Here is a 24,626-nt window from a genome sequence, read left to right as displayed (position 1 = left end):
TAAGCCGCGCCAGATATCTGAGCACACCTTGCAGATGTTTATCCAGCGCTGCTATGTGTTGCTCTGTGAACAGAGCACAATCATACAACCAGTTGACGGTCAGTCCTGCCTCATCCAGATCGATATTAATTTCAATATCAAACTTGGTCGAACAGGCCTGTGGCAGCCTTGGGGTAAACGTCAGACCTGCCAGTCCCTGCCCTGGTTGTTCTGCCAGGGCAAATTCAGAGTTGGTTGTCAGCATAACCTGGAACACCGGACTGTAAGCCGTTGAACGCGGGATCTGTAAGGCATCAACCAGCTGCTCAAACGGCACATCCTGATGCGATTGCGCACCGATATGGGCGTCTTTCACATGAGCAAGATAGTCACCCAGGCTAGAATGCTGGGTGTTCACACGCAGTACCAGGGTATTGGCAAAGTATCCGATAAGACCGGCCACTTCTGGCTGGGCACGATTCGCCACCGGCGTGCCAATCACAATATCCTGCTGATTACTGTGCCGCGACAACACATAGGCCAGTGCACTATGTACCAGCATAAATGGTGTGATCCGGGCTGCTTCTGCAAACACTTTGAGGCCCTGACTCAACGAGCCTGGCAATAAACTGGTGAAGCCATTGGCATTGAATGCTTTTTCTTCCGGCCGTGCTTTATCCAGTTGCAGACCATGCACCGCCGGCGCATCGGCCAGTGTCTCACGCCAGTAATTGAGTTGTGTTTCCAGCGCTTTTGCTCCCCCTTGTGCCTGACTCAGCCAGTCGCGTTGCCACAAGGCATAATCGGCATACTGGATAGCTAAAGGCGATAAGGCAGCCACAGTGCCCTGAGTGGCTGCTTCGTACAGCGCCATAAACTCGTTCGACATCAGCTCAACTGACCAACCATCCGAGGCAATATGGTGCATATTAAACGCCAGCACACCACGCTGCGCCTCGCCCTGATCGGCATAGTTCAGCAGAATATACTGAGCACGCAGCATCAGGTCACTGTTCAGCTTAAATGGTGTTAACGCATCCTCTTTGAGCAACTGACTGAGGCGGTCTGCTTTGGTGTGCTCATTCAGGTCGCTTAAGTCATGCAGGGTCAGCGTCAACTGCGCCTCACTGCGGATCAGCTGGACAGGCTCGGCATCCTGCTCCAGATACACGGTACGTAACGCTTCATGTCGGGCAATCAGGCGATTTAACGCGGCTTCTGCCGCATCCAGGTCTAATACGCCATCAACATCAAACGCCACCGGCATATTGTACTCGGCGCTACTGCCATTGAGTTTATCGATAAACCACAGACGCTGCTGAGCAAACGATAACGGCAGGTGGGCATTTGCCTCACGAGGTTGCGCAACAATGGCAGGCAACACCTCAGTATCAGCCTGCTGCGCGACCCGCAGCGCTTGCTGCGCAATGGTGGTGGCAGCAAAGATATCCTTCACGCTCAGCTCGCAGTTGAGCTGCTCGCGGATCCCCGCAAGCAACTTCATCAGCAGTAAGGAATGTCCACCCAGTTCAAAGAAATTCGCCTCGACGCTAACCTGACCGTGCTCAAGCTTGAGCAACTCGGCCCAGATCCCAACCAGGGTGTACTCGGCATCATTACGCGGAGCAACATACGCTTGCCGAGCCAGTCCACTATCTGGCGGAGGCAAGGCACGCCTGTCGACCTTGCCATTGGCGGTCAGCGGCCACTGCTGCACAGTGACGATAGCGCCCGGTAGCATGTATGCCGGTAACTGCTCGCCAAGCGCCTCTTTTAAATTGCTCAGCCAGTGCTCATCAGCACTGTCCTGCGCCCTTTTGACATAGGCAACCAGTTGTAGCGTGCCATCCATAGCGGGCAAAGCCAGCACCAGAGCTGAGTCAACCAAAGCCAGCCCGGCGATACGGTTTTCAACTTCGCCCAGTTCAATACGGTGACCGCGAATTTTAACCTGGTCATCCTGACGACCCAGATAATGTAACTCGCCATTTTCGTCATAACGGGCCAGGTCGCCAGCACGATACAAACGCTCCCCAAGCCAGGGATAGCGCTCCCTGTCGAATGGGTTGTCAATAAAACGTTCTGCACTGAGTGCTTCGCGGTTCAGGTAGCCCAGTGCCAGGCCAGCCCCGCCGACATAAATTTCGCCCGCACAGCCTTTAGGTACCAGCTTTAACGCGTCGTCCAGCAATACAATATGCTGATCGCGCAGCGGTCTGCCGATATTGATTTGCGCACCTGGCTCAATGCGTTTATAGGTCACATGTACTGTGGTTTCTGTGATCCCATACATGTTAATCAGCTCAGTTGGCTGCTGTGCAAAATGCATCCACCACTGGGTAACGTGACTTGGCGTAAGCCCTTCCCCACCAAATACGATGCTACGCAATGAGGGCAGCGCCTGCCGGGCCGTAACCAGATATTCGGTGAGTTGTTTAAAGGCACTCGGTGTCTGGTTAAGAATAGTCAGAGCGTTGCGCTGACACAGTTCAACGAACAACTGACTGTCTTTGACTTCATCCAGGCTCGGCATCAGCAGTTTGCCGCCAAACAACAAGGCGCCCCAGATCTCCCAGACACTGAAATCGAAGGCAAAAGAGTGGAACACACACCAGCAATCGTCTTCACTGAAGTTAAAATCGGGCTGAGTCACATCAAACAGGCGGCTCACATTACGGTGGGTTTGCAACACCCCTTTTGGTTTGCCCGTGGAGCCTGAGGTGTAAATGACATAGGCCAGATTGTCTGATGTATGCGCTGTCAGCTGCACATTGTCGGTGCTGTAACCGCTTAGTGTCAGCTGATTAAGGTCGACAACAGGCGTGTTTTGTATCGCTAACCCATCAGCCACCTGATCTTCACTCAGTACCAGTGCCACGCTCGCATCCTGGCAGATAAAATCGAGACGCTCCTGCGGATAATTTGGGTCAAGCGGCACATACGCGCCACCGGCTTTAAGTATCGCCAGTATGCCCACAATCATGTTAACGCCGCGACCCACACACAAGCCTACCAGGGTATCCGGGCAGATGTCGTGTGCATCAATCAGATAGTGTGCCAGTGCATTGGCTCGTGCATTCAATTCGCGATAAGTCAGCGACTCTTGCTGATATACCAGTGCGGTGCGCTCGCCAACTCTGGCCACCTGGCGCTCAAACCGAGCCTGAATGCTGCTTACACTATCTATACTTACCACTTCGCCGACATTCGCCTGCATCAGGGCATCTTGTTGCGCCTGGTTCAGAACACTGAGCTTTGCCACCGGAGTGTCAGACTCGTCATGCAATGCACGCAGCAACTGATCGATGGCACACATCACATACTCACCTACTGCGTTTATATCGACAGAGCGCTCAACCTGCAGGTTAAAAGAAAAACCCTCACCCCAGTCATCAACACATAAGTTAAATGGATAGTTAGTGCGCTCTCTGGCGGCTGTGGCCTGCGCGCCGCCTTGCGCTGACGCTTCAGCCAGACGGGAGTGACGATAATTGAAAATGGCGCTGAATAACGGTGTTTGTGTGCTGACACCGCTGCATGCCTGCGCTTCAGTCAGCGATGCCTGCTCGTAAGGCATTAACCCGAGCAGAGACTTATCGACCTGCTGTAACAGCGCTGCTGCCGGTTTGTCTGCCAGATTAACACGCAGAGGCAGGGTATTGATCATCATGCCCATCATCTGTTCTATGCCCTGCTGAGCGCTCATGCGGCCTGATAATACTGTACCAAATACCACATCCCGGCTCTGACTACAGGCCGATACCACCATGGCCCAGGCCAGATGGAAAAATGCCGCCGGGCTCATACCGCGCTGTTGCATCTGGGTGCGGATCTGTTGAGATTGTTGCTGACTCAGTTCACGGTGTAATTCATTGCAGTGCAAATCATCAGCACGGGTACTGTCCAGTCCAAACGGATGGCATGGCGTCTCAATATCACCCAGCTGATCGGTAAAGTATTTGCGACTATCCAGTTGCTCGGCATTGTGTAGCGTCTGGGCGATAAACTGTCGATAAGGCAAGGCATCAGGCAGCTGTGCAAAAGCTTGCTCATCCATTGCCAGCTCAGTCATGATCATTTCAACTGAGATATGGTCGAGCAAAATGTGGTGCTCTTTGAGCACGCCACAGTATTTATCTGTGACGGGGTCGTGGGCCAGCTCCAGTTGCACCAAAGGCGCCAGCTCCAGATCCATTCGGTGTGTGCCCTGTGCAACGTAAGCATCGAGTTTTTGTCGGGCATCTTGTTGACCAGAGAACGACAACCAGGTTGGCAGCAATTCACAATGGCGTAATACCAGCTGTAAAGGGGCTTGACGCTCGCGCCACGCAACCAGTGTACGCAGCACATCATAGCGTGCAATGATCTGATTGAAGCGTGTGACAAACTGGTCAATTTCATCCTTGCAGCCAAACTCCAGCGTGATGGTGGTCACATAAGGGTCGGTTTTTTCCGTCGCACTATGAACCAGGAAAATACTCTCCTGCAAAGGAGCCAGCGGATAGATATCCGCGATGTTAGCTGCCCCGCCGGGAACGCGCTGTGACAGCGAATCCAACTCGCTCTGTGTCACCGAGGCCAGCGTTATCATGTCTGGGGTGATCCGCGCGCATTGCGCCGGGATACCATTTTTTGGCAGTTCAGGATTGCTATGCTGTGAGCCATCCGTGATGGTTTTGGCCATTTCGCCCAACACCCTGGCATTAAACAGCGCCTGTACCGAGGTAATCCAGCCTTGCTTTTTCAACCGGCTGACCAGCTCCATCACCATCAGTGAATGCCCGCCTAACTCAAAGAAGTTAGCGGCCATGCTGACTTCGGCAAGCTCAAGGGATAACAGCTCAGCACATAACTCGGCCAACACCTTTTCCTGCTCAGTGACTGGGGCCACATATGCCACTTCATACCCGAGACTTTGCGGCACCGGCAGCGCTTTACGATCAATTTTACCGTTGGGCGTTTGTGGCCACTCGTTTAACAATACGAAATTTGCCGGGATCATATAATCGGCCAGCGACTCACCCAGCTGTTCCTGTACAGAGGCAATCAGCGCCTGCTGTGTGCCTTCCATTAATTCATTGGACGGCTTAACGTAGGCAACCAGTCTCTGATTACCTTTATCATCATTCATTGCCAGGACCAGGGCTGAATCGACCTGTGCGTGCTCACCAATGTGGTATTCGATTTCACCCAACTCGATGCGCTGCCCCCGGATCTTGACCTGATGATCCAGCCGCCCCATATATTCAATGTTGCCGTCGTCACGAAAACGCACCAGGTCGCCGGTTTTATACAGGCGTTTGCTGGCGCTTTGTGGATAAAACGGATTGGCGATAAAGCGCTCTTCGGTCAGCTCAGGGCGGTTATGATAGCCCCTTGCTAAACCCTCACCGCCAATGTGTAATTCACCGCAGGCGCCTTGTGGCAACAAATTAAGCGCGTCATCAAGTATATATAGCTGAATATTCTGGATGGGCTTACCGATAGGAATGCTGCTGCCATGGGGCAAAGTACAATCCCAGTAGCTGACATCGATGGCCGCTTCCGTCGGACCATAGAGGTTATGCAACTGCGCCTCGGGCAGTCGTGATTTAAACTGCTCTACATGGCTTACCTGCAGGGCCTCACCACTACAGAACACCTGCTTGATAGTGCCGCACCTGGCCAAGTCGCCATGCTCCAGCATCACACCCAGCATCGAGGGCACAAAGTGCAGTTTAGTTACACCCGTTTTCTCAATCAGCTCGCTCAGATAAGCGGGGTCTTTGTGACCGCCGGGTTTGGCAATCACCAGCTCGGCCCCTTTGAGCATAGGCCAGACAAACTCCCATACCGAGACATCAAAACTGTAAGGCGTTTTTTGTAAGATTTTATCCTGCGGCTCACACCCGTATTCGTTGTCCATCCAGTCGATGCGGTTATGCAGCGCCTGATGTTCCAGCAACACGCCCTTGGGTTTACCCGTCGAACCCGAAGTATAAATGGCATAAGCAAGATGATTGGCTGTCAGGCCGACGTCTCCAACCGGGATATTGCCGCTCGCAAAAGCATCGAAATCGAAACTATCCAGTGAGATCACTGCTGCATCGCCCAGTGACACCTGTTCAATCACCCTTTGTGTACTCAACACCACATTGGCGCAGGCATCTTCAATTAAATAATTCAGCCGACCTGATGGCAATTCAGGATCCAACGGCACATAAGCCCCACCGGCCTTCAATATTCCCCAGATGCCAATCACCATCTCAAATGAGCGCTCGGTGCACAAGCCAACCAACGCGTCCGGGCCAATCGCATGCTCAGTGCGCAGATAATGCGCCAGCTGATTTGCTTTGGTATTGAGCGTGTCATAACTCATGGTGCGCCCGTCAAAGCGCAGGGCAATAGCATCCGGTGTAGCTTTGGCTTGCTGTTCAAACAGTTCGTGCACACAGCGCTCGCGTGAGTAATCCAGCGCCGTATTGTTCCAGTCAACCAGTTGCTGCTGACACTCAGTGTCGGACAGTAGTTTCAACGTATTAGGCTTGGCTAATAACTCAGCTGGGGTCAATGCTGCCAGTTGCGCAAGTACGGTGTTTAAGTGGTTAGCAATAGCGCTGACACGTTGTGCACGATACAAGGCGGTATCATAGGTGATTTCTATCGCCACGCCCTGCTCGTTTAGTGCAACTTCGATTTCCAAATCAAACTTAGTCGTCACACTGCTGGCAGGGCGTTGTGAGATGTGCAAACCATCCAGTGCCAGTTGCTGATCTCTGACGCCATAATCAGAATTGGTGGTCAGCATGATCTGAAACAGCGGCGCATGGGCGCCGCTGCGGGGAAGGTTGAGCTTTTCGACCAGCTGCTCAAAGGGCACATCCTGATTGGCCTGAGCGCCCAGGTGTACGGATTTTACATGGGAAAAATAGTCGGTAATGCTGGGCTGCTCGGTATTGACTCGCAACACTAGTGTGTTGGCGAAATAGCCAATCAGGCCTTCTAACTCTGCGTGACCGCGGTTGGCGATGGGTGTACCAATTACAATGTCATGGCTGTTGCTATGACGTGACAGCACATAAGCCAGCGCGCTGTGGATCAGCATAAAGGGCGTTAGCTGATGCTGGCGGGCCAGGTTTTGCAGCGCTTGTGCATCAGCGGCTCCCAGTTCACTGCGTATCAGTGCGCCATGCAGCTGCTTAGTGGCTGGCCGTTCAAAATCTGGCATGATCCCGTGTACCGCAGGTGCATCGGCTAAACTTTGCTGCCAGTATGACAGCTGCTCAGCGAGCGCTTCTTTAGTCAGGTGCTCACGCTGCCAGTGCGCATAATCGTTATATTGCAATGGCAATGGTGCCAGGTTCGCAACCTGCCCGGTGACTCTTGCCTGATAGGCCTGAACAAACTCACTGGTCAGTATTTCCATAGACCAGCCATCTGACACTATGTGATGCATATTAAGCAGTAACACGCCCTGTTGTGTGTCATCACTGTGTTTATGCGTACACAAATAGGTCACTCTGAACAACACATCAGCCGTCAAATCAAATGGTGTCAGGGTATCGCGCTCAATGTGTGCAGCCACGTCTGCCGCCAGATCGTCACTGTCACACAGGTCGATACAGCGAATATTAAGCGCCACATCATCACGGATAGTCTGCCCAGGTCCATCCTCAGAGTCATAGTAACCGGAGCGCAAAATACTATGGCGCGCCATTATGTCGTTGAATGCATCTTCTACGGCCGCTAAATCCACACAACCCTGCACATCCAGTGCAAGGGGAATATTGTACTCGGCCGATGGCCCTCGCAGTTGCTCTAAAAACCATAAGCGCTGCTGTGAGAAAGACAACACGCTTTGCGTTAATCCCAGAGCGGGGATCGCGCCTTCGGACTGGGTTAACGCATTTGCTTTTACTGCTTGCTGACTCAACAGCTCAATAAGCTGAGTTTTGTTTTCCTTGAGTGCGCTTCTCAGCTCATCAGTCATACTGCCTTTTGCTGCTTTAAACTTGAGTTTGCCCTGCTCGACATACAGATGAACGCCCTGTGATATCGCTAACTCGAAAGCCTGATGTACATTCATTAAATCTCACCATCCTCAACTAAATCCTGATCGCAGATACTGTCTGCCGCCTGTGCATTGAGCTGTTGCATTCGCAGCAGGTCGATGTGCTGGGCCAGCTGGGCCAGCGACTGCGCCGTAAAAATGTCCTGCATGTCTATCTGTTGTAGCTGTAATTCCGGGTCCGAGGTGATAGCTCTGACCAGCTTACTAACCAGCAGGGAGTGACCACCCAGCGCAAAAAAGTTGGCCGAGGTGCTTATTTCACTTTCCTGCAAATGCAGTAATTGCGCCCAGATGGCAACCAGGCGTTGTTCGCTGTGTGTTTCAGGCGCAATATATTCACCTTCAACGGCGGCCAGGTCCGGCTCTGGCAGCGCCCGTTTATCAATCTTGCCATTACTGGTCAAAGGCCACTGCGATACTGGCACAAACATCCCGGGTACCATGTAATCAGGGAGCCTGTCTGCCAGTTCTGTTTTGATCCGCTGGATCGCAGCCTGACTGTCATTAATATTTTCATGGCCAGAGGCAGTCTTAACAGCGGTTTGGTTATTAAGCTGCACATACGCCACTAAGTGTTTGGCACCCGTTGCACTGCTCGCAACAGTCACCACGGCCGCATCGACATCAGGGCACTCGCTCAGCAAGCCTTCAATTTCACTAACTTCGATTCTGAAGCCGCGGATCTTCACCTGCTGGTCGATACGACCCAGATATTCCAGCTCGCCATCGGGTAAATAACGAACCAGGTCCCCTGTTTTATACAAGGTTTCGGTTACACATTTATTGTGGCCATCGAAATAAGGATTCGGGATAAATCGCTCTGCGGTTTGCTCAGGTAGCTGGTGATAGCCGCGCGCCAGACCAACACCACTGATGTACAGCTCACCGACTACCCCCGGCGATAGCAAGGCCTGATTACTGTCCAGCACAAAGGCACTGGTATTTTTCAGCGGCTTACCTATAGTGACTTTCTGCCCGGGACGCAATTCAGCCCAGGTTGCACAGATAGAGATCTCAGTCGGGCCATAGGCATTGACCATCCGGTAGGTGCCCCCCCACTGCTCAACCACTTCCTGATCGCAGGCCTCACCACCGACGGCCAGCGCTTTAAGCGCCAAATCGTCACGAAACTCCATCATGGCCAGGAAAGCAGGTGGTAATAGCACATGGGTAATGGCTTCGCTGTGCAGCAGCTGACTTATGCTCTCCGGAGATAAACGCTGAACACTGTCGGCAATCACCAACGTAGCACCACTGAGCAATGCCATCACGTACTCCCAGGTACCGGCATCAAAGCTCATTGAAGCAAAGTGCAGTACTTTGCTTTGTTCGTCTACTTTCAGGTAATGACGGTGGTTGAATGCAACATTGACTATCCCTTTGTGCTCAAGCAGCACACCCTTAGGCTTACCAGTCGAACCCGAGGTGTAGATAGCATAGGCCAGGTTTGAAGAAGTCAGGCCCGCAACCAACTCACTTGGGTTGTGGGTAGCATAATCGACAAAGGTCTGTACCACTTGCTCATTACCCAGACCATCAATGCAGATACTGTGATAATCGGTTAAGTCCAGCTGCTCAATAATAAAATGTGTAGAGAGAATAATTTTAACGCCGGAGTTTTCCATCATGTAGGTCACACGCTGGCGCGGATAGGCCGGGTCTAACGGCACATAGGCTGCACCGGCTTTGAGGATGGCCAGAGTACCAATGATCATTTCCAGCGAGCGCTCAACACATAAGCCGATAAAGGTATCCGGGGTGACCTGATATTCCCGGATCAGGAAATGCGCCAACTGGTTGGCACGCTCATTGAGCTCGCCATAGGTCAGCTGCTTGTTGCCAAACTTAACGGCGATCTGCTCAGGCGTTTGCATCGCCTGCTGCTCGAACACCTGATGAATACACTGATCGAGAGGGTAATCAGCAGCATTGTTATTCAGACCATCGATCAGATAGGATTCGAGCTTGTCACCCAAAATAGACAGACGATTCAAGGGTAAGGTGCGACGAGTCTGAGCGCTCATATCCGCCAATGCGATCAGGGCATTGCTAAAGTGTTCACTAAGCTGCTCAACAAACTCAGCGTCGAACAATGCCACATCATAGTTCCAGGTGGTCTCGATTTGCTTATCGCTGATATTCAGCGCAATTTCCATATCGAATTTGATGGCCGGATGACTGCCCTGAAGCGGAGACAGGCTCACGTCTGGCAGCGCCATCAGGGCCGACTCATCGTTGCCGTCAGTAAACTTATCATTGGTGGTCAGCATGATCTGCACCAAAGGAGTATAAGATGAAGTGCGTGGTAGATTCAGGGCATCAATGAGCTGCTCGAACGGCACATCCTGATTAACCTGGGCGTTCATATGCACCTGACGAACATGAGCAAAGTATTCAGCCAAAGTGCTGTGACAGGTATTCAGGCGCAATGCCAGGGTATTGACGAAACAGCCAATGAGCGGGCTCAGGGCCTCATCGACGCGGTTTGCCACCGGCGTGCCAATGACAATATCTGACTGGTTGCTATGACGGCTAAGTACCACACCCAGCACGGCATGCATAAGCATAAACGGGCTCAGTTGAGCCTGTCTGGCCATCTCGCCCAGCTGCTGTGCTACATACGCAGGCAACGTGGCCGTGACGTGTGCCCCCTGTGTCTGCTTTACTTCCGGGCGATGATGCTGGGTAGGCAAATTGTGTGTCAGCGGCGCATCTTCCAGTGCCTGCTGCCAGAATGTCAGCTGTTTCTCAAACTCGCCGCCCTGCATTTTATCTCTTTGCCAGACGGCAAAGTCGGCGTATTGCAGTGCCAGCTCAGGTAACGGGTTAGCCTGTTCAGCTGAATAGGCCCGATATAAGGTCACAAACTCATTGATCAATACATCCATAGACCAGCCGTCAGAAGCAATATGGTGCAGTGTCAGCAACAACACGCCTTGCTGAGAGTGACCAGTTCCCTGAAGCTTGAGGTACTGACCGCGGATTGAAAGCTGCTGGGTCAGATCAAATGGGCGTTGTGCTTCTTCAAGCAGGCACTGAGACAACTGCGCCTGCTGCTGCACACCTTCACAGTCACTGAGATCGACAAAGCTCAGAGTAACGTCACTGTTTTGCAACACATGCTGACGCACTTCATTATCCTGCTCACGATAAACGGTGCGCAGGATCTGATGACGTGCCACGATAGTGCTGAGCACCTTTTCAACCAAAGTCAGTTCCAGTGCGCCTTCAACATTCAGCGCAACAGGCATATTGTATTGACTTTGACCTGATTGCATTTGCTCCAGCAGCCAGAAGCGCTGCTGAGTATAAGAGAGCACGCAGCCATCCGGATAGTGCCCGGGTTGCGGCCCTTGCGACTCGCTGTCTGCGCTTTGTGCATAAGACAGAAACGCGATGATTTCTGCCTTATTTGCTATGATGTCCTGCTTGAGTGCGGCCGGAAACTCGGCCACCGTCAGGTCAAAATGTAACGCGCCCTCTTTGACATACAGATAAACGCCTTGGTCTGCTGCCGATTTAACTAATTGTGCAATCATTATAGTGTTCCACTCATCATTACCGATTCATTGGCTTTTTTGTCTTCGAGATATTTTTGGGCCTGCTTGCTCTCAATTACCTGTGAAAGGACCGCTAATTCTGCAGCGTCGTAAATTTCCCGTAATGTCAGCTCGATTTCGAACTGGGTTTTGATCGCACCAGCCAGCTTGATTAGATACAGAGAATGGCCGCCTAACTCGAAGAAGTTAGCGCTGGTACTTATCTGCTCTCGGTCCAGACCAAGCAACTCAGCCCAGATTGCCACCAGAGCATGCTCTGTGTCGCTTTGTGGTGCAATGTACTCTTGTCCTGCCAGCATACCGTGCGGCACTGGCAGGGCTTTTTTGTCTATTTTTCCGTTTGGTGTCAGCGGCCATTCGTTTATCAGCACAAACTGGCCCGGGATCATATGTGCCGGTAACTCACCTTCCAGCGTACTCTTAACATCACTCAACCAGGCTTGCTGCTGTGTTTCCTCTTTTGTATCACGCGTGATACAAGGTTGCAGATACGCGACCAAATATTGTCCGCCACCGGTGTGCTCCTGGGCCATCACTAAAGACGTCACCACTTCAGGATGGTTATTGAGCCGGTGTTCAATTTCACCCAACTCTATCCTGAAGCCCCGGATCTTGACCTGATCATCTATCCGGCCAATAAATTCTATACGACCATCTTCGCGATAACGGACCAAATCGCCGGTGCGATATAAGCGCTTGCTGTTGTTAACTCCCGCCGCTTCATAGTAAGGGTTGTCGATAAAGCGCTCGGCCGTCAGCTCAGGACGGTTCAAATACCCTCGTGCAACACCGGCACCACCCAGATAAAGCTCACCGACACTGCCAGTCGGTAACAATTCTTGTGCGCTGCCAAGTACATACGCCTGACTGTTTGCAATCACCCGACCAATATCCGGCACCTGACTCAAGGCAGACGTAAAGCGCGCTGCCGTCGAATAAGTGGTGTCTTCCGACGGACCATAAAGGTTACATACCACCACACCCGGGCACGCTTCTAAAATCTGATTCACCTGCTGCGCGGTCAGTGGCTCACCCGCCAGGTTAATCACTTTAACCCCTTGCGGCACCGCCCCCACTTCCAGCAAGGCTTTCATTGCCGACGGTACGGTGTTGATCATGCTGATATCAAGCTGCTGCTCGGCCAGTGCCATGGCATTGTTCACAATCACACTTTGATAACCAAAGCACAACGGTAGGAACAACTCATAAATCGACAAGTCAAAGTTCAGTGACGTCGATGCCAGCACTTTATCCAGCTCTGCATCACTGTATGCCTGTTTCGCCCACTGCAACATTGCCACGGTATTGCCATGTTCAATCATCACGCCTTTTGGTTTACCCGTCGACCCTGAGGTATAGATCAGGTAAGCCAGGCTCTGGGCACACACACCCGTCTCTGCTCGGGTTAAATCGTATGCAGGATAAACCGAAAATATGTCGTGATTATGAGACTCTGGTGCGTCCAGTAAAACGACGTTAGCATATCCCAGCGACACCTTTTCTGCAACATTCTGTTGACTTAATACAACATTTAGACTGGCGTCTTCAATCAGATAGGCCAGGCGTGATTGCGGGTAGTTAGGGTCCAGCGGCACATAAGCCCCACCGGCTTTGAGAATACCCCAAATGCCTATCACCATGTCCAGCGAGCGCTCAACACATAAACCCACTAACGAATCCGGCCCAATATTGTGCTCTGCACGCAGATAATGGGCCAACTGGTTAGCTCTGCTATTGAGCTCGCCATAACTCAGGGTCTGCTCACCAAAGCGCAGTGCAATCTGCTCCGGCGTGGCCGCTGCCTGCTGTTCAAACAGCTCGTGGATACACAGCTCACGCGGGTAATCCAGCGCCGTGTCATTCCAGCTGTGCAGTTGCTGCTGACGCTCTGCTTCATCCAACACACACAGGCTCTGCACCGCTGTATGGCTCTGGCTGTCCAGTAAATCCAGCACCTGGGTCAGGGTCACTTGCAGATACTCGGCTATGCGCGCCGCCGGGGCACGTTTATCGACCTGAAGCTCAAAGCCAAAGCCATCGCCGAAGTCATCCACTGAGAGGTTAAACGGATAGTTGGTGCGCTCTTCACTGGCAATCACCTTGAATCCGACCTCCTGCTCCAGCTGCGACTCTTCCACCGCCGAGTGGCGATAGTTCAGCATCGCGCTGAACAGGGGCAGCTGACCACTTACGCCGCTACAGCGCTGTGCCTCGGCCAGTGACACCTGTTCGTACGGCATCAGTGCACGCAGGTCGTCATTGATTTGTGCCAGCAGGCTCATTGCATCCTGCCCGCTCAGTGACACCCGCAGCGGCAGCGTATTGATCATCATGCCCATCAGCTGGCTGCTCAGGCCATCATCGCTCATACGACCCGATAGCACGGTGCCGAACACCACCTCGGACTGACCGCTGCACACGCCCAATACTTTGGCCCACACCAGATGGAACAACGCTGCCGGGCTGCTGTGATACTGGCGGGTCAGACGGCGAATACGCTGCGCCTGTGCCTCATCCAGGGTGACATGTACCGTTTCAATGCCCGAGCCGTCATTCAGGACGTCTGTCAGACCATAAGGCAAGGTGGGTTCGCTGACACCCCCCAGCATCTGGGTGAAAAAGGCTTCGGTGTCCAGACTCGCGGTGCGTGCCAGGGTGCGACCGACAAACTCCCGGTACGGCACTGGCTCAGCCAGACTGGCTTCATTGCCATTCAGCAGCGCCGTTAATTCATGGACCAGAATTTCCAGTGACACGTGATCTGAGATCAGGTGATGCTCGCACAGCAGCGCATAATACTTGCCCTGCGCGGCGTCTTCGCACACGCTCAGTTGTAAAAGCGGCGCGCTTTCCAGCTCAATCCACAGCGGCTGCTCAACCACATGCGCACTGAACGCGGCCCAAACATCGTTTGCCTCGCTGAAGTCCAGCTCAGTCACTGGCAGCGTTACCTCGCGCTGCACCACCTGAAGTGCAGTAGTGAGGTTGCGCCATAATATGGCGGTGCGCAGTACATCGTGACGGGCTATCAGCGTATTCAATGCCCATTTAAAGCGCTCAAGAGACTCGCGGCTGTCGAACTCAAAGGTGGTGCTGGTGACATACGGGTCCTGCCCTTCACTCATGGTGTGTACAAACAGCACGCCTTCTTGCAACGGTGCCAGCGGGTAGATGTCCTGAATATTGGCCATGCCACCAGGAATGGTTGCCGCAATGTCTTCGAGTTGCTGCGCATCCAGCTCGGCCAGTGTGATCATCTCCGGGGTAATTTGAGTACAGTCCGCCGGAATTAAATTGGCGGGCACACGACTTAGTTCCTCACTCCCAAGTGCCCGAACCTGGCGTGCCATGTCCTGTAGCGTGTGTGCCCTGAACAGGGCCTGCACGTCCGCCTGATACTGACGTGCGCGCAGCTGACTGACCAGCTGCATAATCAGTAACGAGTGGCCCCCCAGCGCGAAGAAATTAGCGTGGACACCCACCTTATCGACGTCGAGCGACAACAGCGACGCGACAATCTCAACCACCATTTTTTCGGCATTGGTGTGCGGTGCCTGATAAGGCTGCTCCACCGTTTTAGTCGGCAGGGCCAGCAACGCTCGCTTGTCCAGCTTGCCATTGGCGGTCAGCGGCCACTGGTCCACAAAACTGTAGGCCGACGGCACCATGTAATCAGGCAGGTTGCCGCTCAGGTGCTGTTGCAGTGCGTCAATTAAGCTGCTGTCTTGCTCGCTCTTCGCCTTCACAAAAGCCCGCAGTACCTTGCCGCCCCTGTTCATACCATCAAGAGCGCCAGCCTGGGCCAGTACCACCGCTGACTCTACCTGCTCATGGCTCATCAACTGAGTTTCAATCTCACCCAATTCGACGCGGAAACCACGGATCTTGACCTGATCGTCGCTGCGCCCGACAAACTCAATTTCGCCGTCTGCGCCCATACGCACTAAGTCGCCGGTTTTGTATAAACGGGCGCTCAGCGCGGGATTAGCCGGGTCAAAATAGGGGCTATCAATAAAGCGCTCGGCAGTGAGTCCCGGTTGATGCAGATAGCCACTGGCCAGACACTGACCACTGATGTACAGCTCACCGACCACACCCGGCGGGCATAAGGTCAGCTGCTCGCTGAGTACCAGAGTCGCAGTATTGACGTTGGCGCGGCCGATGGGCACCGCGCGGGGCGCATCGTAACCACCACTGATGGCGTAGCCGGATGCGGTGACTGTGGTCTCCGTCGGACCATAAGTATTGAGCAACACAAAGCCAGGTTTAAGCGCGGCCACCGATTGTTTATCCAGCGCTTCACCGCCGACAATCACCAGGCGCAGCGCCAGAGACTCAAGCTCTGCTTCGCTCAGCGCCAGCATATGCCAGAACGCCGTTGGCAGGCTGGCCACGCTGATGGCATGGCTGTCGCAAAAAGCGATAAAGGCCTCGCGGCTCAGCGACACATCGTCGTCGCGCAGCACCAAAGTAGCACCCTGAGTCAGCGTCGCCAGCCATTCTTCGACGAAAATATCGAAGTTCATGGTAGAGAACTGCAACACGTTGTCGGCTTCGGTGATTTCGTAGCGCTGCTCACAGTTGGCGGCAAAGTTGATCAGGTTATGATGACTTATCATCACGCCCTTGGGATTACCGGTCGAGCCCGAGGTGTACATCACATAAGCCAGATTATCTGGGGTCAGGGCCACATCTGGGTTGCTGATTGGGTAGCCTGCGAACTGGCTGGCATCATCCAGCAGCACAGCCTTGACGTTAAAATCACTCAGGATCCCGGCGACTTTTTGCTGGGTCAGCACTACAGACAGGCCGGTGTCCTCGACCATATAGGCCAGACGCTCCTGCGGATAATCCGGGTCCAGCGGCACATAGGCCCCGCCTGCTTTGAGGGTAGCCAGCACCGCCACCATCATCTCCAGCGAGCGACCGACACACAGGCCGACCAGGGTATCCGGGCCCACCTGATGCTCGGCGCGTAAATAATGGGCCAGCTGGTTGGCGCGCTCGTTGAGCAAGTGGTAAGTCAGAAAGTCATCGTCATAGCTGACAGCAACGCGGCCCATGGTTTTTAAGGCCTGCTGCTCAAACAGCTGATGCACTGAAGCTTGTGGTAAGGTCACAATCGGCCCTTGCTGTGCATTCAGTAATGCCTGGCGCTGCTCGGCAGAATAGGCTGTCCACTGAGCCGGTGACTCCTCGGAGTCGCGCATGGCATGGTGTAATAAGTTATCGATGGCAGTATTCATCAAGTCTGCCACCAGCGCCAGCGGTACACGCGCATCCGCCTGGAAGTCGAGGGTGAAGGCATCACCAAAGTCATTCACCGACAGATCCAGCGGATAGTTACTGCGCTCACGCACTGCGGCAATGTCGTACAGACTGCTTTGCTGCTCATCAAGGTTTTCAGAATGGCGGAAATTCAGCGTGGTGCTGAACAGCGGCGAACTGGCATCCACCTGAGAGTGACGCTGCGCCTCGGCAAGTGCCACCTGCTCATAGGGGATCAATCCCTGCAGCTGCTCGTGCACCTGAGTCAGCAAAGTTCTGGCATCCACATCCGCAAGCGTTACACGCACCGGCAAGGTATTGATCAGCATGCCCAGCATACGCTCCACGCCCGCCTCTCCACTCATGCGTCCGGAGAGGACAGTACCAAACACCACATCCTGCATATTACAGCAGTGGCTCAGCACCTGTGCCCAGGCGGCATGGAATAACACCGCCGGGCCCATTTGTAATTGGCGCGACAACTGACGAATACGTTCACCCAGCTCAGGTGCCAGCGCATAGCTAAGTTCCTGCGAATTCGACCCGTCGCCCAGCGTGTCTGCCAGGCCAAAAGGTAAGGTTGGCGTATCAACTTCCCCCAGACGCGCCGAGAAAAAGGCCGCGCTGTCGAGGGTTTTAGCAATGTGCTGTGATTTGGCAACAAACTCGCGATAAGGCACTTGTGGTGGCAAGCTGGCCTGCTCACCCGCCACACACATGGCGAGTTCTTCCAGGATCAATTCAACCGACACATGGTCGGTGATCAGGTGATGATGCTTAAACAAAGCATGCACCTTGCCACTGGCTTCATCCCGAACAACCTGCATGCGTACCAGCGGGGCTTGCTCGACATCAATTTTATGATTGCCGTGTTCAACAAAGTCATTAAATGCGGCCAGTACATCTTGCTCAGCACCAAATTCCAGCCACTCAACCAGACTGCCTATCTCGCGCTGTACCACCTGAACCGCTTTGTCGCGACCGCGCCAGAGGATTACACTGCGCAAGATATCATGGCGGGCAACCACCTGCTCCAGCGCCGTAACGAAGCGCTCAAACTTGGTGTCATCCGCAAAGGTCAGTGCCGCAGAAATCACATAAGGGTCAAACTCTTGCTGCAAAGAATGCGCAAACAAAATGCCTTCCTGCAGTGGTGCCAGCGGATAAATATCCTGAATGTTCTGTACATCGCCGGGGATCTGCGCACAGACTGAATCGATTTCACGTTGGGTCAGCGCAATCAAAGGCAGCATTTGTGGCGTGATAACCGTGGTATCAGCCGTTATCCCATTCGCGGGCACTTGCCAGCTACTTTCTTCTTCCAGCTTACTCACTGTGCTGGCCATTTCAGCCAGTGTCTGGGCCTTAAAGATAGCTGCGGCTTCTGCCGTAAACCCAGCTTGCTTAAGCCGCGCATGGATCTTCATCACCAGCAGTGAGTGTCCGCCCAGTTCAAAGAAGTTTGCGGTGCGGCTGATGTTGCTCGCTTCAATACCAAGCAGCTGCGACCAGATGTCGCTGAGCAGAATTTCCGTGTCTGTTTCAGGCGCTTCGTACTGGCCCTGCTCTGCGGCCATATCTGGTTCTGGCAGCGCGCGTTTATCAATTTTGCCATTGGCATTGAGTGGCCATTGCGTCATTACTACAAACGCACCGGGGACCATGTAGGCCGGTAAACTATCGCCCAGCGCCTCGCTTAACCAGTGACCCAGTGTCTGGCCCTCAGGCACCTGAGTTGCAGGCTCCACATAGGCCACTATCATGGCATTATTGCTGAGGTCTTTACGAGCAATCACTAAGGCCTGCTCAACCTGATCCAATGCATTGAGTGTGTGTTCGATTTCGCCTAACTCGACGCGAAAGCCGCGGATCTTAATCTGGTCGTCTACCCGGCCAACGTACACAATCTGGCCCTGTTCGTTGTAGCGTACCAGGTCGCCGGAGCGGTATAAGCGCTGCGGCTGTCCTTCACTTCCGGCAAAGGGGTTATCAATAAAACGCTCAGCACTGAGCTCAGTCAGGTTGAGATATCCCAGCGCCAGCCCGTCACCACCAAGGTAAAGCTCGCCCACGGCGCCCACCGGCAGCAGTTGCTGCTGTGCAGACAGAATATAGCAACGATCACCGCAAATCCCGCGACCAATAGGCAGCACGCCACGGGCAACATCGTCGGCATTGACCACATACCAGGTGGAGAAAGTGGTGTTTTCTGTGGGTCCATACACATGAATAAACTGACAATTCGGGTTACTGGCCAGGGCTTTTTCCCAGCTGTTCAAACGCGCGGCTTCACCACCGGACAAGACACAACGTAATGAAGTCTGTGTGACGCCAGTGCGACTCCACTCATCAAAGAGGCCGGTGGTCAGGAACATATCGGTGATCTGTTGCTCACCAATCACCTCATCCAGACGAGACACAGTTAAAAACTCCTCCGGGAACAGCACACAACGACCACCATTGAGTAAGGGTCCCCAAATCTCTATAGTTGCTGCATCAAAGGCGATATTAGCACATTGCAAAAACGCCGTGTCAGTCCCCAACTCAATAAAGTCCGGATTATCTACCAGACGTACCACCGCACGGTGTGGCGTCATAACGCCCTTGGGGTTGCCTGTTGAGCCCGAAGTATAAATCACATAGGCCAGAGACTCGGGCGATTGGGTCGTCGCATACAGCGGATTGTCCGTACCATACTGCGCAAAGCGTGCGCTGTGGGTATCCACGGCCACTAATTCGGCATCGCTAAATGCCAGTCGCTCGCTAAGCGCCTGCTCCGTCAATATCACCTGCGCACCGCTGTCAGCCAGCATATACTCCAGGCGGGACTGCGGATAATTGGGCTCTAATGGCAAGTAGGCACCGCCGGCTTTCACAATCGCTAATGTGGCTACCACCATCTGAATGGAGCGGCCAATGCACAAACCCACCAAAGTACCATCAGTCACACTATGTTGCTCACGTAAGTAATGCGCCAGCTGGTTAGCCTGAGCGTTGAGCTCGCCATAACAGAGTGTCTGCTCATTGAGTTGCAGTGCAATGGCGTCTGGCGTCTTTGCGGCTTGTGCTTCAAACACCTGTTGGATCTGCATATCACTGCGATACCAGGGCACATCCGCCTGCCACTGCACCAGCTGATGCTGCTGTGCCTGCTCGGGCAGTACGCTGTAAGCAACGGGTTGCTCCGGTGCCTCTGCTAATGCTGTCACCAGGTTTGTCAGCGCATTCGTCAGATAAGCCGCTATCTGCTTAGCATCAACCTGTTGGTCAATCTGATACTCCAGCGAGAAGCCTTGCCCTAAATCATTTACCGACACACCAAACGGATAATTGGTGCGCTCTTTGGCGCTCAGTAAAGTCCAGGCAGCATTGCTGTCGTGCAGCGCAGTTATATCGTCCTGCGCAGCAGAATGTCGGTAGTTCAGCATGGCACTGAACAGGGTTGCGCCGCTGGCAAGGCCGCTGTACTTTTGCGCTTCGGCCAGCGATACCTGTTCGTAAGGCAACAGCGCTTTAAGACTCTGATCGACCCGCTTAAGCTGAGTCAGCACAGGAGCCTCATCCAGTGAAACACGCAATGGCAGGGTGTTGATCATCATTCCCATCATGGTCTCAATGCCCGCCATGCCATTCATCCGGCCAGACATCACACTGCCAAATACCACCTCCTGCGACCCACAACAGGCGGCTATCACCTGCGCCCAGGCGAGGTGAAACACAGCCGCAGGACTCAGTCTTTCACGCCGGGCCAGGGTGCGGATTGCGTCACTCAGCTCAATCGGTAATGTGTCATGGTGATCAACGATAGTCTCACCACTGCCTGTCACCTCACTCAGACCAAAAGGCAGTGTGGGGGTTGCTATATCGCCCAATTGCGCCGAGAAGAATCCGGCTAGGTCAAGCCCTCGATTGTGTTCAAGCGTATGCGCGATAAAGGCGCGATAAGGCAAGGGCGTGGGCAATGCCGAATCGGGATCATCACATAGCTGTTGTAACTGGGATACCAGGATATCCAGTGAAACGTGATCCGTTGTGAGGTGATGGAAAGTCAATAATGCGTAGCACTTGCCCTCGTCACAGGCTTCTGCAACAGCCAACTTGATAAGTGGTGCCAGTTCAAGGTCCAGAGTGTGCTGATGCTCAGCCACATAGGCTTCAAATGCGGCTTTGATCGGTTGCTCAGTATCAAATACCAGATGCGACACGCTCAGCTTTGCATCACGCATCACCACCTGCACAGCTGTTTCGCGCTCGCGCCACATCACCGCTGTGCGCAGCACATCGTGGGTTGTCAGCATACGTTGCAGCGCCTGCTGGAAGTTCGCCAGCTGTTCAGTTCCGGTAAACTCAAACGCCGCCGTGGTGACATACGGGTCAGCCTGGGTGTTTAAGGTATGCACGAATAACACGCCTTCCTGAAGGGGTGCCAGCGGATATATGTCGGCAATATTGCGGTGTGCACCGGGTATTTTTGCGGCAATCTCATCGATTTCATGCTGGCTTAATTCAACCAGATCCAGCATCTCGGGCGTCACATAGCCACAATCAGCCGGGATGCCATTTTCCGGCACTTCAAACGTGCTGCCACCTTTACCCTGCCTGTCCAGCAGTTCTGCCATTTCCCGTAACGACGCGGTGGCAAACAGATCGTGAACCCGCGCTTGCCAGCCCAGGCTTTGCAGCTGACTGGCCAGTTGCATCAGCAACAGGGAATGGCCGCCCAGCTGGAAAAAGTTGGCGGTCGCGCTTACATCATCGACTTTGAGTAACTCAGACCATAAGGCCGCCAACGTAATTTCGGTATTCGTTTGTGGTGCAAGGTATTCCCCCTGCAACGCAATGGTTGTACACGCCAACAGAGCTTTCTTATCAATTTTACCGTTCGGGGTCAGTGGCCACTGAGTCAGCAAAGCAAAATGCCCCGGCACCATGTGTGCTGGCAGCCCCTGCTCTAGCTCTCGTTGCAGAGCAAAGACAAACTCAGCCTGCTCCGACTCTGCCACCGGTTGCTCCGGGATCACACAGGCCAGTAACTGATTGGTGCCACCCTGGCGCTTTGCCAGCACCACACATGAGTGCACGGCCGAGAGTTTATTCAGGCCGTGCTCAATTTCTCCCAGCTCGACGCGGAACCCGCTCACTTTAACCTGATCGTCAGCACGCCCGACGAACTCCAGCTCACCATCCGGCAAATAACGAACCAGATCGCCACTGCGATACAGACGCGCTCCGGTCTGCGGGTTTTGCTGATAAAAGGGATTAGCAACAAACTTCTCTTCGCTTAACTCAGGGCGATTCAGATAGCCTTGCGCCAATCCGGCACCACCGATATACAACTCACCAATTGAGCCAACCGGCAGCATTTTTTGATACTCGTCCAGGACAAACAAAGACACATTATCGAGCGCCTTACCGATGCGAACCGCATTACCCGGCATCAATTGACACACAGTGGCACACACCGATGCCTCAGACGGACCGTAGGCATTATAAAACCCATAACGTGCGGACCATAAGTCCATCAGCTCTTGCTCGCAGGCCTCACCCGCCACAATCAGGCATTGCAGGGCATAGTCTTCCCGATATTCCATGGTCGCCAAAAACGCCGGTGGCAAGGTCACATGGGTGATCTGCTGCTGGACAAATAAATCGGCCACTTTGGCTGGTTCAAGACGTGCCTCATCACTGCTGATCACTAGAGTTGCGCCGTTGAGCAGCGCCATCACCCAGTCCCAGGTGCCCGCATCAAAGCTGATTGACGCGTAATGTAATACCCGGCTTTGTGGCGTGATGGCAAAACGGGCTCGCTGATTCTGCGCCAGATTGACAATACCACGGTGGGTACACATCACCCCTTTGGGTTTGCCCGTCGACCCCGACGTATAAATCAGGTATGCCAGCTCATCGCTGTGCTGCTGTATCTCTGTGCTGAGGTTGTCCAGGCCACACTGAGCCCATTGTCCAGTCTGGGTGTCCAGCGAAATCACTTTGTCAGCGGCAAATGCCAGCGACTCACGACACCGCTCATTGGTCAGGATCACACTAACTGCGGAGTCTTCCATCATGTAGGCCAGGCGCTCCGCCGGGTAATTGGGATCCAGGGGCACGTAAACCCCCCCCGCTTTGAGAGTCGCCAAAATGGCGATCATCATTTCGATGGAGCGGTTGATACACACACCCACATAGCTGCCCGGCATAACCCCTTGTTGCGCTAGATAGTGAGCCAGCTGATTGGCCCGTTCATTCAGTGCCTGGTAGCTCAGGGACATCTCACCAAACACCAGGGCGCAGTGCTTAGGCGTGGCAGCAACTTGCTGCTCAAACACTTGCTGTATCGTTAACTGAGACGCATAGTCAACCTGGTTGCCATTCCAGTCGAACAGCTGCTGTTCAACTTCCTGCTCAGTGGCTAACGTGTAATCGCCAATCAGCATGGTTGGGTTGGTTACCACATCAGCAATCATGGTCGTCAGACGACTGACATGGCCATCAATCTCATCCTCGTTGAAGAAGTTTCGGTCAAAGTTAAACTCAACATGGACGTTATTAATATTATCATGGCTGCGCACATAAATAGACAAAGGGTATGAGCTAAAGCCACTGTTCAGTACCGCCTTGTAACTGGACACTTCGCCAAACTGGGTATCGGAAGGGTGATCTTCCACTGACAGCTGAATATCGAACAACTGGCCCTCACCCTCATTCATCGGCCTGAGGTCGCGGATCATTTCATGCAGTGGGTACTTTTGATATTTGTAGCTGCGTTTGAGCTCGGCGGCCACGGCTTTGAAGGTGTCAGCAAAGCTATCGGTACGCGAAAAGGCCACGCCAACGGGGATCACCGACGCCATCATACCTATCGTCTGGCGTAATTTAGCCGAGCTGCGGTTGTGGACGGGCATCCCGATGTGGACCAGATCACGCTTATCATTCATCTGCGAAAAATACACCGCGACCAGGGTGGTGAAAAAGTGTGTTGCCGAGCAGCCATAGCGCGCGGCAACCGCGCCGATTTGATTGTACTGCTGCTGGGTAAATTCATACTCGCGGCGAGCAAATGGCTGGTCATCAAACTGATTGGTTTTCTTCAGTAGCAGCGGATCGGGTAAGGCCTTGAACTTTTCCTGCCAGAAAGCCCGGTCTTTTTCGAACCGACTGCTCTGCCGATAGGCCAGGTCTTTTTCAATAAACTCGCTGTATGACGGGCGTTCAGGCACTTCTTTAATGAAACGCCCCTGTGCATCCATCGCCAAATACGTTTCACTGAGGTATTCAAGGAACAGGCTGCCCGCTATGCCATCCACTATCAGGTGGTGGAACACCATACACATGGCACTCTCCTGCTCGGAGATTTTTAACCAGTGAATACGCCATAAACAAGGGCCATAAATATCAAAGGGGGTAGACATCTGAGTCTGGCAATAGTCTGCGGCACGCTGATGCGCATCCGCATAGCCACTGAGGTCAATACACTTCCAGTCCAGTTCCAGATCATCATTGATGATTTGCCAGGGCTGGGTGTCTTCCAGTACCAGATTGATACGATACGCGTCGGTGTGCGCCACGACGTGATCCAGTGCATGTTTAAAGCGGTTCGGGTCCAGTGCCCCTGTTAAAACAAACCGACCCCCAACGTTGTACAGTGGGGATTCACTCTTGAATACTTGCTCCATCCAGACTGGTTGCTGAGATGATGTCAGGGGGTAACGTCTATTATTCATTCTTGGTCTATCCATACTCACTGGCCCCGATGCGCGGAGACCTTGATA

3 protein-coding genes (1 of these 3 cut by a window edge) are annotated in these 24,626 nt (G+C 53.4%); all 3 read right to left on the bottom strand.

Going from position 1 to position 24,626, the window contains the following annotated elements:
• Tightly spaced (each overlapping or abutting the next), the 3 genes in view from CWB99_RS05405 to CWB99_RS05395 form a layout consistent with a single transcriptional unit that may run on beyond the window.
• On the bottom strand, positions 1–8,044 hold the 5' portion of the coding sequence (locus CWB99_RS05405; RefSeq protein WP_138550943.1) for a non-ribosomal peptide synthetase. Its footprint begins 1,964 nt before the window's first position; 8,044 of the gene's 10,008 nt are visible here — the first part of the coding sequence; its start codon is at positions 8,042–8,044; the stop codon falls past the left edge of the window.
• Positions 8,044–11,568: a non-ribosomal peptide synthetase gene (locus CWB99_RS05400; protein ID WP_138550942.1), complete on the bottom strand. Its 3,525-nt coding sequence runs from the start codon at positions 11,566–11,568 to the stop codon at positions 8,044–8,046. The genes CWB99_RS05405 and CWB99_RS05400 overlap by 1 nt, the downstream gene beginning before the upstream one ends.
• Positions 11,568–24,578, bottom strand: coding sequence for a non-ribosomal peptide synthetase (locus CWB99_RS05395; protein WP_171045267.1), 13,011 nt, complete (start codon positions 24,576–24,578; stop codon positions 11,568–11,570). Before CWB99_RS05395 ends, CWB99_RS05400 begins: the two co-directional genes overlap by 1 nt.
• Positions 24,579–24,626 lie beyond the last annotated feature (48 nt).

Origin of the sequence: Pseudoalteromonas rubra (genome assembly GCF_005887095.1) — a bacterium.
Classification (GTDB): domain Bacteria; phylum Pseudomonadota; class Gammaproteobacteria; order Enterobacterales; family Alteromonadaceae; genus Pseudoalteromonas; species Pseudoalteromonas rubra_E.
This window is presented reverse-complemented; position numbering and strand designations above follow the sequence as displayed.

What these genes read in the sequence shown, in the direction of transcription:
- CWB99_RS05400 (WP_138550942.1), bottom strand. Translation starts at nt 11,568, where the DNA reads ATGATTGCACAATTAGTTAAATCGGCAGCAGACCAAGGCGTTTATCTG.
- CWB99_RS05395 (WP_171045267.1), bottom strand. Translation starts at nt 24,578, where the DNA reads ATGAATAATAGACGTTACCCCCTGACATCATCTCAGCAACCAGTCTGG.